The sequence below is a fragment of the Lysinibacillus sp. GJ-1 genome, assembly GCF_021166035.1.
GTDB lineage: Bacteria > Bacillota > Bacilli > Bacillales_A > Planococcaceae > Lysinibacillus > Lysinibacillus sphaericus.
Genome location: NZ_CP088912.1, coordinates 4,457,092 through 4,472,600, shown reverse-complemented (window position 1 = coordinate 4,472,600; position 15,509 = coordinate 4,457,092). Strand labels below are relative to the sequence as shown.

The window sequence follows — 15,509 nt, the reverse complement described above, 5'->3', positions numbered from 1 at the left end:
CTCTTCTTTGAATAAAACGTGTAGATCATGCTAAAAAAGAGAAAATTATTTCCATGGAAATATAAATTGTAGAACGATGCTTGTTTTAGTTTGGGTTTAAAATAAGGTTAGCGTTAGTTGCTTTCTTTTTCATAGCAATTCGTTGTTTTAAAACTCTCCAAACCATATTTCCAACTAATTCTTCCTCTTCTGATTTAATACCAAACAGTCTTATACATGTCATATGTATTAAACTTCGAATAATATTAAAATCAAATCGATTTTCATTTAATAATTTGTTAAAGTAGTTGGACAATTGAAGCTCCCAGTAGCTCAGTTGTTCTTTGTTGAAAGCAAAATGATGAGCTAAATCAGGATTTGAAGATACAGCAATATCACTAAATACCAAATATTTATGTCTATTTTCACGGAAATTTTTTGAAAAGTCCTTATTCGAATAACCATCATCCATAATACGGAACTGTTGATGTAAATCTTTGGTATGAAGAGATAGTAGTTTAAAAACAAGATAAATAGCATGATCCACTTTATCTATTTTTTCATCTAAACAAGAAGCTAACAAACTAAGAATAAGCGTACTATCAGCACAGAAAAAATCCTCTGCCTCCGACATGGTAGTCAATCCTCCATATCTTTCGTATTCTGGGTCGTACTTTCCACTACTATAATCGATGATATCTCCGGCTATGACGCCTTGTGCTAGATATTCATCGATTCCATTAAATTGAGAAGTTGGAGAAATTCTTAATCTTATATGATGTCTATCATCAAAATAACGAATGTAAAAAGACTTAGTAATTGCACCGTTGGATTTTAGCTCTTTAATAAGCTCATTTAAATAAGTGCCTAAAAAGTCGTCTTGGAGTTCGTGCGGTAAATAAATATTAAAATGTTGCCAGTTAACTTTTCTTTCTAAATTTAATTCTTCCTTTGTTTGAAACAAAGGTAGTTGGACAAGTTTCTTAGGCTTAATCTTTTGTGCGACAAAGTTAAAAACAAACTCAGACATATAATGGTTGCCTTCTGAGTCAAGCGTAATGAAGTTTGCTAAGTTCAATGAATTTTCTTCAAGGTAAATAGTAAAAGAATTATCCGTTTTATAAATATCCCATAAAATATCTAAATCCTCTTTACGATTAGTATCGATCAATATTCTTAGGTCATTACATCTAACAAAAAGCGAATCCGGTATTTCATAAATCGTTTTCATTTCGGTAAACTTGCTGAAAAATTGATCTTGTGAGCGAATATCTCCCATATAATTTTTAATTAGCCAAGATTGAGGGATTAATTCAATGTCGTTAAAGAGAACCTTTGGAAAATGAATAAAGTCTTTCCGTATTTTTTGAATATCGAATAGTAGCGACATAATATTTGCGTAGTAATTGCTACTCCAAAATAGCAAGTCATTTAAAATATGTGGGGAAAAATGTTCGATATTGGATACATTATATTGCTCAAACTTTACTATTTTTTCGATACCACCATCTAATAATGCAGAAAGTGTTATTTTATTATCTTGTATGCTAATAAAGAGCTGCTCTAATGGAACTGATTGTTGATTTTCAGCAGTTCCATATTGAAGATTTAAATTGCCATCATAGCAATCATTCATAATATTATAGTAGTGTTGATTTTTAGGCATATATTTAACGGTAATGACCTCTGTATTAGCTTCTGCAATTTTTCTTCTTTCAATATTTTTCATTGTTGTAAAATAGGCTGGATTTATATAAGAAAAGCGTCCTTCTAAACGTCCAAGTCCCGAATTTCCAGCATACGGGGTTAGTGAAAAGTTAAGTTGTCCATTTTTACTCTCTAAATAAAAACAACTTTGTATTGTTGGAGAAATTTCGCTTTCTATTTTTAGGTCTTCAAAATGCAAATTTGCTATGTCGATTTCTTTTAAATGTCTGTATGCTGCCGTAGATGTTAGTGCTAATAATTGCATTTTTATTTTTTTCTCTAAATCTGAAGTTTTGCGTTCTAGCGAACAATTTTTCTCTCTAATCAATTGATAGTTTTTGTAGAAATCTAAAAACTTTACTTTTGAATTTCCATACTTTTCTTTGAAAAAATGGATATCAGCTTGATATCTATCACTTACAGGTACCCGTATTGCATAAGTCGATAGGAAATTAACGAAAGGTAAGAGAGTTTTTTCTATAAGATCTTTATCTAAATCAAGATTAATAACGTTAGTTTCACTATCAAAGCGAAGGTAATGTTCACAATTATGAATTGAAGCTAATAGTTTTTCCAACTTGTTTACAGTATCTATATTGAACTTGCTTATAGAATTATTTTGATTTTTTATTAAAGTTCTTATTTGCCTGATCGCATCTTTTGGGAAAGAATAATTTTTCTCTTCAACATAGCGAATTAGAAGTTCGAAGTCTTGAATAAATGTTAAATTGTCTAAATCCGTAATCAAATAGCCACCGTGGATCAATTGTTTCACTACATTTAATAAAATTTTAAATGGTAAAAGAATACGATTTTGTTCTTCGAGTTTTTTGGCTAATTCTTCAACAGTAACGGCATTTTTTGCATGGACTTGAATTGCTTCTAATAGAGAATTTATTTGAATTTTATTTGTATTAAACTTCTTTTTATCATCTAATGTCCAATTATTATATAAAAAATTGGAATTTTGGTAGACCACATTTGAATTCCACGTAACCTGTAAGCTTGCTAAATTTTCATTTTTTAGAGTGGAAATAAATTTACTTATCCATTCTGAGTCAATACTTGTATATACTTTAAAGTCATGTTGAATAATCATTTGATTTGTTGAATGATTTACTTCATCTATAGTATTGAAGTAGACAGATGAAAATAAGCCGAAGGGTGTTGCTCTATATCTAGATCTATTTAAATATTTTCTTTTAGCTAGTGTGGCTTTGTTAAAATTCTCATTCCTTTGCAATTGATGATATAAGCTACTGGAACTAGTAAAAAGTTTTTTATCAAACCAACGATCTTGATTTTCCTCGTTAGTTGAGTGATTCGCTGTTCTTACATTGATATAGGGCATCATTTCATACATGTGATTCACCTCAAAATTATTTAATTAAGAGAGGTTTTCAATTGAGTTATGTTTTTAAAGAATGGACTTTCTCTAATCCGCTATGCTCAAGTATGAAGTCCAGCATTCGATTAAACATAACTTCATGTTCGCGGGCTTCTATATGCCCAACAAACTCAATTGTTTTTATTACTTCTGAAATGGAATTTTGATCTTTGTGTATTGTGATGTCATAAAACCCTTTAAATATTTTGAACAGTGCTTTTTCAAAGAAATCGCTATCATTTAGTTGTATGGTGTTTAATAGATCAATCCATTTAGTAGTGTAAAATGAATCTTTTTGTTCAAAGGCTAAAATTAATGCATTGACTACAAGTCTAAAGCCTTCATTTCCATAAAGTATAGTCTGACTGTATTTATTAAACCTTTGAATACAACGTATAAGAATAGCATCGATTAATTCTAATGAAAAAACATACATACTATTTGTAAATAGTACTAGTTCATAATGAGTCCAAAATTCAGTACTGATTAAATACTTAAATAAACTGCTTTTTTTGCCATCAATATCTTGCCCCAACAACCTACAAATCCTGAAATTCAGAAGATCGGTCATATGTTCATTTTTTAAACCAGTAAAATCTGCCTCTAGTTTCTTCCTTAAAGAGCGCAATTCTTGAATATCCTGCACCCTATATGCTCTAGATAATTCTTTTAAAAAGCAAACTACTTTATCGCTCGCATAGTCGCTATGAATTAAGAAAAACTCATTAGGAGAAATATGCAATCTATCCATAAATAAGGATAGATTGTGGATACTAGTGTCAGTTTGACCGCTGGCAAAACGATGATAAGCAGCTCGAGTCACTATGCCATCACAAAGATCCTTTATTTTAATCTTTTTACCTTCTCTTATCATTTCAATTGTAGGACCAAACATAGCAAAACCTCCTAAAATGTATATATTTGTATACATTTTACCATTCAATCAATTTATTTCTCTATTATCAAACATATAAACAACAGCGTTTATTCGATTTGAGAATACAGTTTAAGTTGAAAGGAGGTTTTATTAAATGGGTGGATGGATTGATATTTTCTACGTAATTACTCTATTTATTTTTTAATGAGTAGGCTAGGAGGGGCTTGGATTTGAAAAAATCTATTATTTTTGGAATAAAAAATAGAAGTATATTTCTTTTGATTTCTATTTTAATTGTTTCAACATTAATGGGGACAATTATCCAATTTATTAAAGGTGATTTATTTCAAGGAGCACTTGATCAAAATTTAGATAAAGTCTCTACGTATATTTTGATTTTCGGGGTTTTAATTTTAATCGAAGTGCTATTTTATTTTTTAGAATGGAAATATGAAAATCATTTAATTAGAAATACTTTTGCAAAACTTAAAAATTCAATTATTAACAACGTATTAAAGACTAGAGACTTTTCAAATATAAAGGTGAAAAATGAACATCACTTAAATGCGTTAACGAATGTTGTTGATAGTTTAGAGTATCAATATTATAGAAGTTCTTTTGATGCTATTTACTTAACGCTAAGGATCGTTTTCGTTACAACGTCTTTACTTATTATTAATATCTATATTGGCTTAGTTGTAATTGCTTTTATGTTTCTGCCTTTATTGGTAACTAAATTATTCAAAGATAAACTGGCGAATCTTGAAAAAAGCTTTTTAAGCCAAAAAGGGGATAACCTTAGCTTTTTTAAAAATCTATTAGATAATCTAAAGTACGTAAGAATTTTAAATGCTGATGCCCTTTTTCGAAATAGGTCTAGAAATGAAATTAATAAAGAAAGAGATGCGGGGTTAAAAACGGAGAATTATAGAATTACATTAAATACAATGTATTCCTTGCTATCATATTCATCTCATTTCTTAATTCTAGCGATATCGGTTTTATTAATTATTAAAGGTCATATTACTCCTGGTGTTACGATTACCCTTTTAGGTTTAGTAGAGCAATTAAGTATGCCGATTTTATCGCTTTCAAGGAGTATAAATAATATAAACAGCACAAAAAAACTAAGAGAAGATATTAACTCCATTATCTGTGTAGAAACAGATAATCTTGAAACAGCGATTAGCTATGATAACGCAATTACTACTAAAAAATTATCCTTTAAATTTGATAATACTGTTTTCAACTATAATGATGTAACTTTCCAAAAAAACAACACACATATTATTACAGGGCAAAGTGGTTTAGGCAAATCTATATTTTTAGAATCAATATTGGGATTATTAAAGAGCAACCATACTGGGGAAATTTGTTATGACAACAATAGTCTTAAGGTTGATAGTAATCCATTTAAAGATATTATGTACGTTATGACTGACAACAATCTTTTTGATGGTTCACCTATATTTAATATTTTATTAAGAGATGAGTATAGTGAAGAAGAACTTAATTATATGAAGAAGTTTTTATCAGAAGAGAAACTTTTAAGTGAAGACGTAACAAAACTCTCTAGCGGTGAAAAGAGAAGATTGCTTATTTTAAGAGGATTAATGTCAGATAAATCGACTTTAATTTTTGATGAACCTACTTCTAATCTTGATAGTTTTAATAGTCAAATATTTTGGGATGAGCTGTTAAATATAAAAGATAAAACAATCATTGTTGTTTCGCACAACACACCCGAGGATATCTACGACAAATTTGATATAAAATACGATTTTACAAATTATGTCGATAAGGAGTCTGTGGCATATGTCTAAAGTAATCACGATAGAGGAAGAAACTTTGGAGAAAATTTTCGAAAAATTCGGAATACTAATCCAGAAAAGTGATTCTAAAATATCCATCATAGATATTTATCCTCCATTACCGAAAGAGATCCAATCCAATACGATTGTGAAAGCTAACGGTAAAGCACCTGATGTTAGTAGTAATTGGGCAGTTGGGGAAAACATAGTGGAGTTTGATAATGGTAGTCAGTGGATTTTAACTTTAGAAGACTTCGATTGGAGCCAGATTGTGTACGAAAATTTTACTAGTAATAATCACTTGTTTTTACAATGTATTAGTTTTGATGTCATTCCAGAAATAGATGAACAAATCTATAAGAAAAATATAGTGATCGATTTAAGAGTTAATTTCGGCGGGGAATTGCAGAAGATGATTAATTACTATAATTGGTTTGTTCACACCTGTAAGAAATATTCAATTGCTCATATCTATATACTCGTCTCAAATTCAACATGTAGCTCTGCTGAGTTATTTGCGGATAAATTCAAGGATGACAAAAATACCACAATTATTGGTAGTAAGACTTATGGAAAAGAGTATATCTATAAACAAATTACCGCCCCCAATAAAAAAGTTCTTATACCTATATCGAAAATAGAAACTGATTTTAATATCGATATTCCTTTTGATTTTAATTATTACTATGCCATTAAAAGCATGGCTAACACCCGTAGCTACAAGCCCCCTGAAATAATGATGCTTTAGCTATCAATTAGCACTATTAAAGGAGGTGAAAACAGATGAAAAAGTGGATTAGCCCAAAAATGGACGCATTACAAATCACAAAATTCGATAATAAAATTTTATCAATCGAATCAGCATTATATGCAAGCAGTGGACACCGTGGAGAACTGACACGTAACTAATAGCCAGCAAAAATATAAGGAGGTGAACATAGATGAAAAAATGGATTAGCCCAAAAATGGACGCATTACAAATCACAAAATTCGATAATAAAATTTTATCAATCGAATCAGCATTATATGCAAGCAGTGGACACCGTGGAGAACTGACACGTAACTAATAGCTCGCAAAAATATAAGGAGGTGAAGACAGATGAAAAAATGGATTAGCCCAAAAATGGATGCATTACAAATCACAAAATTCGATAATAAAATTTTATCAATCGAATCAGCATTATATGCAAGCAGTGGACACCGTGGGGAACTGACACGTAACTAATAGCTCGCAAAAATATAAGGAGGTGAAGACAGATGAAAAAATGGATTAGCCCAAAAATGGATGCATTACAAATCACAAAATTCGATAATAAAATTTTATCAATCGAATCAGCATTATATGCAAGCAGTGGACACCGTGGGGAGCTTACACGTAACTAATAGCCAGCAAAAATATAAGGAGGTGAACATAGATGAAAAAATGGATTAGCCCAAAAATGGATGCATTACAAATCACAAAATTCGATAATAAAATTTTATCAATCGAATCAGCATTATATGCAAGCGGTGGACACCGTGGGGAACTGACACGTAACTAATTTTTATAATTAAGTTGATTTGAAGAGGTGATCAGATGAAGAAATGGATTTGTCCTAAGATAAAAGCTTTATCAGTCAAAAAGTTTGATAATAGGATGTCGTCAATTGAATCTTCTCTATATGCAAGCAACAGTAGTGGTCACCATGGGGAGCTTACAAGAAATTAATGTTATTAAGAAGGGGCTGTGTTAAAAGTTGATTTTAGTATGGGGCAAAAATATTCAACCAGCCTAAAGAGATACATTTAACACAGCCTAATACCAAAAAGTGAGGGATTAAGATGAAAAACTATGAGTATATTGAAACTGGCAATACAGCGGTAGTAGATATTGATGGGAAAGATCCAGTTTTTTTAAATGAAACAGCATCTTCAATCATTAAAATGCATATTAACGGAACATCACTTGTAGACATCAAAAATAAGCTAATGAAAGAATACTCTATTCCTGAAGGCGATTTAAGTGAGTTTGAACAGCAAGTTGAGGTAACAATTAAGAACTTTGAAAATATGTTAGAGAGTGATGCGTGAGTGGAGCGTTTAAAGATAAATTTTAACTTTTTCGGTGATGTAATAAATATTGAGAGTAATGATTCGTATTTATTGAAGCAATTAGCATATATTTATAGAGAGTACGTAGATAACGATACTACAACATCAATTGCTTATTATATTAAAATTGAGAATCGCTCTTCTTATAACATTATGGTCAGTGATATGTTATCAAATGATAAACTAGTCATTCTTCATGGACCAGATGAAAATTCACTTGAAAAATGGGTTGAAGAGGCAACATTTCTCCCGCCCATTACAGTACCCTTCTTTAGAAATAAGTATTCATTTTTTCATGGGTGTGCAATTAGGGTGAATAATAAAACAATTGCTATTTTTGGCCCTAGTCGCTCAGGTAAGACGACATTAATAATGGAATTATTGGAATATGGTCATCGTTTAATTAGTGATGATTTATTAGTTATTGATAATGAAACAGGAGAGATTCTGCCTTTTAAAAAACCGATAGACCTTAGAAATACAACAAAAGAGTATTATGAAGATAAGTTTAAACAGATAGTTGAAAAAATTCCTAGTGAAATGCCAACGTTTCATATCGAGGAAACGGGTTTAACGACAGAGTTAATTCATATTAGCGATGTTCCTGGTTGGAATTATTATGAGAATGTCAGTAAAATTGATTCAATATTTTTTGTAGATAAGCATACGGAATTAATAGATAAGCCATATGATTTTTTTGAGTTAATTAGTAATCAGGCTTGTTTAGCTGATAACCCTTTTAAAACAGTATTAAAGATCTTTAAGAACTTAAATACTACCTCTATGAGATTGAATATTCGCGACCTTAATGTGAGCGCTCAAATTTTACGAAGCATTGAGGATAAATGCTTAAGTTAAATAGGTTAAATATGTAAAGCATTGGATAATAAAAATCCCAATGCTCTTTTTTTAATCTAAATTTATAGATGATTCTTTTTTTGGCTATGTAGTCATTAAATAAAATAGAGAGAGCCTTTTGTAAAACGAAGGGAGAGGAAGAGATGCATCTCTTTATAGAGAATATAAAAGATATCACTTTTTTGATAATCTTACTTTCTAGTTTTATTTACCGACGACAACTTAAATTAACGAAGTGGAAACGAAAGCTTACTAAAGGTGAAATGTTGATGTATTTTCTTACATCTATCGCACTTCCTATTTATGGGGTTATCTATTGTGTGCAGCTTTTGGCAACATAGCAATGATGTATAGGAAAAGGACAATAAAAGTAGCTGGAGAGAAACATGTCTGTTTTTCTTAGGCTACTAATTTTTATGCCTTTATTCATTACGATTTTTCAATAATACATACAAAAGGAAAAAATAAACATCCTAAATATTCTAAAAATATATTGAAATTCATGCTTTACATAATTATAATGATAATGATTATCATTATCGGTCATTTAATTATTTGATTGGAGGAAAATTATAGTGAACTCTATTAAATTTATAAGCTTTAGAAAGATGGTCATGTTTTTAGTATTGTTATTTGCATTGGTGTTAGTCGGATGTGGAAATAAGGAATCTGAAGATGCTTCGAATGCGGATGACAATAATACAACGCAAGAAAGTAGTACTGAAAATAGCAGTCGAGAAGTTACACATTCCTTGGGTACAACAACAATCGAAGGGACACCTACGAAAATCGTTACGCTTTATCAAGGTGCTACGGATGTTGCTGTAGCGATGGGCATCAAACCTGTAGGAGTTGTAGAATCTTGGGCAGATACACCATATTATGAGTATTTACAAAAGGACTTAGAAGGTATTCCTCTTTTAGGGGAAGAAACACAGCCTAACTTAGAGGAAATTGCAAAACTTCAGCCGGATTTAATTATTGCTTCGAAAAATCGTCATGAGGAAATTTATGAACAATTATCACAAATCGCACCGACAGTTGTTCATCAAGATGTATTTGATTTTAAAGGGACAATCAATTTAATCGGAGAATCGACTGGTAAAGAAGATAAAGCAAAAGAATTACTTGCAGAATGGGAAAGTCGTGTAGCTGATTTCCAAACAAAAATTAAAGATAAGCTAGGGGATAAATGGTCAATTAGTGCTTCGGTTGTCAATTTTAGAGCTGACCACGCACGTGTTTATCCAGCCGGTTATGCAGGTGAAATTTTAACAGAGCTTGGCTTTAAAGGACCAAAAAATATAACGGAAAATCCGCTACCTATCGTATTAAGATTTACAGATAAAGAAAGCATTCCGCAAATGGATGCAGATGTCATTTATATGTTTTATATCGAAGATGAAGCAACGAAAAAAACATTAGAAGAATGGACAAGCCATCCATTGTGGAAAGAGCTTGAAGCGGTTAAAAATGACCAAGTATATCGTGTGGAAGAGGTGTACTGGAATTTTGCAGGTGGTATTTTAAGTGCACATATTATGTTAGATGATATTTATGACAGATTTGAGCTAGAAAAGTAAGAAAGCAGATATAGTCGATTAAGGTATCGCAAGGAATGCTATTCTTTGCATCAAAAAGGGGGCTCTAAAGCGATGAGCCCCTTCATTTCTAAATAATGCTTCATCTATTGTATATGGGAAGATGCAAGAGGTGGCTAGAAAAAACATTAATAAGGTTAAGAAAGTAGGAGTTCAATGCAAAATTTGCTTACCAGTACCTCAATGAAAAAAAGTGTCTTTATTATTTGTTGTGTGTTGCTGATAGTGGCATTTATGTTAAGTGTAGCTCTTGGTCAAACATCAATTCCATTTCGATTAGTGTATGATGCTTTTTTCAACTATGATGCATCAAATGCGGAGCATGTAATCATTCGAACATCTCGTTTCACTAGAGCTGTTGTTGCTACTGTAGTTGGAGCAAGTCTTGCAATAGCAGGGGCTTTAATGCGTGCTTTGACGAGAAATCCTTTAGCCGCACCAGATATTTTAGGTGTTAACGCAGGCGCATTATTTTTTATTGTTTGTGCAATTACATTTTTTTCTATGGACTCGTTAATCCATTATATGTGGGTTGCTTTTTTAGGAGCTGGTGTTGCGGGTGTTCTTGTGTTCTTCTTAGGGTCTTTAGGAAGAGACGGCTTAACGCCAATCAAAATTGTGCTAGCGGGTGCTGCTATTTCGGCATTATTTGTCTCATTTACACAGGGATTGTTGGTGATCGATGAGCAGGGCATACAAAGTGTGCTTTTTTGGCTTGCGGGTTCTGTTTCAGGGAGAGATTTGAATATGTTACTACCTGTATTACCATTCATCGTAATAGGTAGCAGTGTGGCCTTTTTAATGGGGCGTTCCATCAATATTTTGCAGTCAGGAGATGATATTGCGAAAGGCTTAGGGCAACGCACGATTTTAACAAAGGTTGTTATGGGTATTATTGTTATCTTGCTTGCTGGGGGATCAGTCGCAGTTGCTGGTTCCATTGGCTTTATCGGCTTAATCGTGCCTCATATGGCGATGGGCTTAGTAGGTACAGATTACCGCTGGATAATTCCGTTTAGTGCAGTCATTGGTTCAACATTATTACTGTTGGCAGATATTGCAGCTCGCTTTGTGATTATGCCGTTAGAAATGCCCATCGGTGTTATGACAGCATTTATTGGTGCACCCTTCTTCATTTATATAGCACGAAGGGGGTTAGCGAAAAATGCATAATTATATAACGGTAAGAACGAAATCAAATAAAATATCTTTTCAACTATCAAAAAAAGTAGCAATGGTTACTATCCTTCTTTGTATATTGCTATGCGGCATGATTATGCTTGCGCTTTCGGTAGGGAGTGATTTTATACATCCAGTGACTGTACTAAAGGAATTGTTTGGCTACGGTACAGGTGAATATCTATTTACAATCCAAACGTTACGACTTCCTAGAGTATTGCTTGCCGTGCTAGTTGGGATGGCGCTTGCTGTATCAGGGTTAATATTACAGGGCATTATTCGAAATCCTTTAGCTGCACCGGATATTATAGGTGTAACAAGTGGTGCATCAGTAGGTGCAATGTTATTTCTTACGTATGCAACGGTGAGCATACACTACTTACCATTAGCAGCCATTATAGGAGCGGGAGTAGTATCGGCTATTATCTATCTCTTGTCTTGGAATAAGGGTGTCACGCCTATACGAATGGTGTTAATCGGTATTGGGATTTCGGCACTTACGAAAGGGATAGTGACAATGCTGATTGTCATGGGTGAAGAAGTACGCACAACAAGAGCTTACATATGGCTTACAGGTAGTTTGTATGGGGCCAATATGCAGGATGTTTACTTATTACTCCCATGGGTGATTGTTTTAAGTATCTTCACTTTTGTCATGGCAAGAGTCATTAATGTAAAAGAATTAGGTGATGATGTTGCAGTAGGTGTAGGAGTTAAAGTACAAGTTTACCGAGTATTGTTCTTGTTGATTAGTGTTATGTTAGCTGGCACAGCCGTTGCCTTTGTAGGAGGAATAGCATTCGTCGGATTAGTAGCACCTCATATTAGTAGAATGCTGGTAGGCCTTTCATTTGCCGCACTTATTCCGATTTCTGCAATGGTCGGAGCCATTATCGTAATTTTTGCAGACATTGTTGGTCGTACACTATTTTTGCCAAAAGATTTACCAGCAGGTGTATTTACTGCTGCAATTGGTGCGCCATTTTTTATTTATTTACTGTTCCGTACAAGAAATCAACATTCATAACACGTTTAGAAATGAACGATACATAAGGAACATTTTTATATAGATTCTTATGTAGCAGTACAATATGAGAAAGAGGTGTAACAATTTTGAATAATGTACTAGAGGCGAATGCATTAACAGTTACCTATGGGAATGCCAACATACTTGAGGATTTACATTTACAAATACCAAAGGGGAAAATTACGGTTTTAGTTGGTGCAAATGGCTGTGGCAAATCAACATTATTACGGACATTTGCACGCCTAATTAAACCGAAAGATGGACATGTATTATTAGACGGTGAAAAAATACGAGATTTGTCGACAAAAGCAGTTGCGAAACGATTAGCGATATTGCCACAAGGACCAATAGCGCCTGAAGGATTAACAGTTTTACAATTGATTAAACAAGGTCGGTACCCGCATCAAAGCTGGATTAAGCAATGGTCAAAAGAAGACGAGCAGATTGTCAATCAAGCATTGGAAGCAACACAGATGACATCATTTGCGAATAGCCCTGTTAATGCATTATCTGGAGGTCAACGCCAGCGGGCATGGATTGCAATGACATTGGCACAAAAGACAGACTTGATTTTATTGGATGAGCCAACGACTTACTTAGATATGGCACACCAAGTAGAAATTTTAGATTTATTGTTCGATTTAAATAGCAAAGAAAATCGTACGGTTGTTATGGTTTTGCATGACTTAAATTTAGCTTGTCGTTATGCCCATCATATCGTGGCAGTGCGCGATAAAAAAATTTACGCACAAGGAAGGCCAGAGGACATTATAACAATTGATTTAGTGAAGGATGTATTTGGCATGGGTTGCACGATTATGAACGATCCTCTTTTTGGCACACCTTTATGTGTACCGCATGGAAAGGGCATCAAGTGCTGTCTTAGAGCCTAAGCAGGAGGAACTTTTATGTTACATGTACCGAATGATAACCGACTAACGCCGACAGATATTGCTATTCTAACGGAGAACTATCGTTTTACGGAGACAAATTTGCCTGCTTCGCCCTATTCAATTTCATCCAAGAATTTGCTGTGTGGAGAGCACTGTCGTCAATATCTACAAACCATTTCGCCAATTTTTAATTCTACTTCTTTAATCACTACAGCTTCTTTATTCGGAAAGCGCTATAGCGTATTAACAATGGCGGCACCTCTGTTTGCTATGTCGATGCTCCAAAAGGGGATAAATGCGTCGATTGACAATGTTCGTGTGGAGTCAAGCTATCAGGAAGATTTATGGCTCCCAAAAATAGCATTGGTTGATGCACAAGTGTTTCTACCCATAAGCAGAGCGCAATGGAGAGATCAAATTCTCCAATCGTTATTTGCGGATAATATAACAAAGGTATGGAAGGCGCTGTCGACTACTGCTAAAGTTTCAAAAGCGGTTTTATGGGAGCATGCGGCTATGTATGTGCACTGGTTTTATGAAACGCAATTTCGCCAAGGGGCAAGTGAAAGGGAAATCGCCTTTTTAGAAGAAGACTATCAGTACATTATGACGGAAGCTCCAGGTGAAATTTTTGGCGAACGTAAAAATCCGTTTACGCGATATAATACGCCAAAGGTTATGACTAGAGGCACCGACAAGCCTATAAGACTACGTAAAACTTGCTGTTATTATTATTTAACCTCTGAAGAAGAACATGATTATTGTATATCATGCCCCAAAATGCCAACGTAAAATAAATGGTTTTCGGCTCTATTGTAGAGTGAATGAAACTTTCCTTTCTTTAAAAGTCGATAATTGATGCTAAGGCACAAGAAAAATGCCACCTTGTGCCCGTGCATTAATTATAGCAAGTAAGCGTTGTAATCCCCAAATTCCTTGAATTTAACCATGCATTAATAGTAAGAGTTTTCTTTCCTCTCCTAAATTGTGGATTATTTTTTAACATTAACTTGTAAATTGAAGCATACATTGTTATTATATAATTGATAATGATAATCGTTCTCAATTATTTTTCCGTGGGAGGTGTAGGTTTGACACAACAGCAAATAAGCAATTTACAAAATCAAATCATTATACAGAAAGCAAAGGAAATGGGCATAGTTTGTACACCATTACTTGCAGATTGTGAGGATTTTTTAGAGCTATCTTATAAAGACAAAACAGTTATTATCAATAAATCAAGGTCTCATCAGTTGTTGTTGATAAGCGGATTGTTAGCACAAAATAAGGAAGCAACAAACAAATTATTAGCAAGAAATAAACTACCTATTACCGATACGCTTATCGTAGAGGAAGTTGGAGAACCAGCTATTCAATTTTTAACAAAGAATAAAACGGTTGTAGTGAAACCTATTAATGCTAAATGTAGTTTAGGTGTAACCATTGGCATTAAAACGCTAGAGCAATTAGAGCAAGCAGTGATAGTTGCTAAACAATATAGTCAAAAGATTATGCTTCAAAGATATGTAGTTGGACATGATTATCGCGTGTTAGTAATAGATGGTGAGATGATTGGTGTTTTAGAATATCGATCAGCTTTTATAGAAGGTGACGGCTATTCGACTATTCGTCAATTGCTAGAGAATTTAAAAGATAAGCAATTGAAAAAAAACACGCTTGAGCCTGAAAATGATCAAGCAATCGAAGTTGAATCGATAGACTTGCAAAATATATTACATCGGAATGGGCTTACGCTTGATGATGTTTTAGTAAAGGGTCAACAAGTAGAGTTATTTGTGGATGACAATATGTTAGTAACGGACTTTTATGATGTTATAACAGATCGCACATCAGATATTTGTCCTGAAAATATTGAGATGGCGATTCGTGCAGCCAAAGCATTGCAAATTGATGTGGCAGGCATCGACATTCGATGTTTACATATTGATAAACCGTTAGATCAAACAAATGGCGTCATTTTAGAAGTAAATGCCTTGCCAGATTTGGTGGACCCCTCGAATTATTTTGCAAAAAGTACTAAAAATGCAGCTGAATCATATTTAACCTATCTATTAGAAATAGAAAAGGAGCAGTGACAA

Annotated in this window: 17 protein-coding genes; 15 read left to right on the top strand and 2 right to left on the bottom strand. The window is 33.3% G+C overall.

The annotated features are described in order from the left end of the window. Nucleotides 1–85: 85 nt before the first annotated feature. Nucleotides 86–3,049: a lantibiotic dehydratase gene (locus tag LO754_RS22220; RefSeq protein ID WP_231785284.1), complete on the bottom strand. Its 2,964-nt coding sequence runs from the start codon at nt 3,047–3,049 to the stop codon at nt 86–88. A gap of 46 nt (nt 3,050–3,095) precedes the next feature. Next, entirely contained in the window at nt 3,096–3,968 is an 873-nt protein-coding gene (locus tag LO754_RS22215; protein ID WP_231785283.1) for an Rgg family transcriptional regulator, read from the bottom strand. 212 nt (nt 3,969–4,180) lie between these two features. On the opposite strand from LO754_RS22215, the gene LO754_RS22210 reads away from it, so the two are divergent. The 15 genes from LO754_RS22210 to LO754_RS22165 all read left to right on the top strand — a co-directional run bounded on the left by LO754_RS22210 (nt 4,181) and on the right by LO754_RS22165 (nt 15,506). Next, entirely contained in the window at nt 4,181–5,773 is a 1,593-nt protein-coding gene (locus LO754_RS22210) for an ABC transporter ATP-binding protein (protein WP_231785282.1), read from the top strand. Further along, nucleotides 5,766–6,509 carry a S41 family peptidase gene (locus tag LO754_RS22205; RefSeq protein ID WP_167492696.1) on the top strand — a complete coding sequence of 248 codons (744 nt, stop codon included), beginning with the start codon at nt 5,766–5,768 and terminating at the stop codon, nt 6,507–6,509. Before LO754_RS22210 ends, LO754_RS22205 begins: the two co-directional genes overlap by 8 nt. Nucleotides 6,510–6,544: 35 nt before the next feature. Continuing rightward, the gene (locus LO754_RS23595) at nt 6,545–6,670 is read left to right on the top strand and encodes a hypothetical protein (RefSeq protein WP_255702602.1); all 126 of its coding nucleotides are present in this window, start codon (nt 6,545–6,547) and stop codon (nt 6,668–6,670) included. A 32-nt stretch (nt 6,671–6,702) separates the two neighbouring features. After that, complete coding sequence (locus LO754_RS23590) at nt 6,703–6,828, top strand: hypothetical protein (RefSeq protein WP_255702602.1); 126 nt, start codon at nt 6,703–6,705, stop codon at nt 6,826–6,828. A gap of 32 nt (nt 6,829–6,860) precedes the next feature. After that, entirely contained in the window at nt 6,861–6,986 is a 126-nt protein-coding gene (locus LO754_RS23585) for a hypothetical protein (RefSeq protein ID WP_255702602.1), read from the top strand. 32 nt (nt 6,987–7,018) lie between these two features. Further along, nucleotides 7,019–7,144, top strand: a complete 126-nt coding sequence (locus LO754_RS23580; protein ID WP_255702602.1) for a hypothetical protein — start codon at nt 7,019–7,021, stop codon at nt 7,142–7,144. Nucleotides 7,145–7,176: 32 nt separating this feature from the next. Next, the gene (locus LO754_RS23575; RefSeq protein ID WP_255702601.1) at nt 7,177–7,302 is read left to right on the top strand and encodes a hypothetical protein; all 126 of its coding nucleotides are present in this window, start codon (nt 7,177–7,179) and stop codon (nt 7,300–7,302) included. Nucleotides 7,303–7,582: 280 nt separating this feature from the next. Further along, on the top strand, nt 7,583–7,831 hold the full coding sequence (locus LO754_RS22200) for a hypothetical protein (protein WP_024364034.1): 249 nt from the start codon (nt 7,583–7,585) through the stop codon (nt 7,829–7,831). Next, nucleotides 7,832–8,710 (top strand): phosphoenolpyruvate carboxykinase (ATP), encoded by an 879-nt coding sequence (locus tag LO754_RS22195; RefSeq protein WP_231785281.1) that lies wholly within the window; start codon nt 7,832–7,834, stop codon nt 8,708–8,710. Between the two features lie 608 nt (nt 8,711–9,318). Beyond that, complete coding sequence (locus tag LO754_RS22190; protein WP_231786373.1) at nt 9,319–10,293, top strand: iron-siderophore ABC transporter substrate-binding protein; 975 nt, start codon at nt 9,319–9,321, stop codon at nt 10,291–10,293. A 174-nt stretch (nt 10,294–10,467) separates the two neighbouring features. Further along, the gene (locus LO754_RS22185) at nt 10,468–11,484 is read left to right on the top strand and encodes a FecCD family ABC transporter permease (protein ID WP_024364030.1); all 1,017 of its coding nucleotides are present in this window, start codon (nt 10,468–10,470) and stop codon (nt 11,482–11,484) included. Continuing rightward, entirely contained in the window at nt 11,477–12,517 is a 1,041-nt protein-coding gene (locus LO754_RS22180; RefSeq protein ID WP_231785280.1) for an iron ABC transporter permease, read from the top strand. The genes LO754_RS22185 and LO754_RS22180 overlap by 8 nt, the downstream gene beginning before the upstream one ends. An 86-nt stretch (nt 12,518–12,603) precedes the next feature. After that, entirely contained in the window at nt 12,604–13,410 is an 807-nt protein-coding gene (locus tag LO754_RS22175; protein ID WP_024364028.1) for an ABC transporter ATP-binding protein, read from the top strand. Nucleotides 13,411–13,425: 15 nt separating this feature from the next. Next, nucleotides 13,426–14,202, top strand: coding sequence for an IucA/IucC family C-terminal-domain containing protein (locus LO754_RS22170; RefSeq protein WP_231785279.1), 777 nt, complete (start codon nt 13,426–13,428; stop codon nt 14,200–14,202). A 299-nt stretch (nt 14,203–14,501) separates the two neighbouring features. Continuing rightward, nucleotides 14,502–15,506, top strand: coding sequence for an ATP-grasp domain-containing protein (locus LO754_RS22165; protein WP_231785278.1), 1,005 nt, complete (start codon nt 14,502–14,504; stop codon nt 15,504–15,506). Nucleotides 15,507–15,509: the final 3 nt, after the last annotated feature.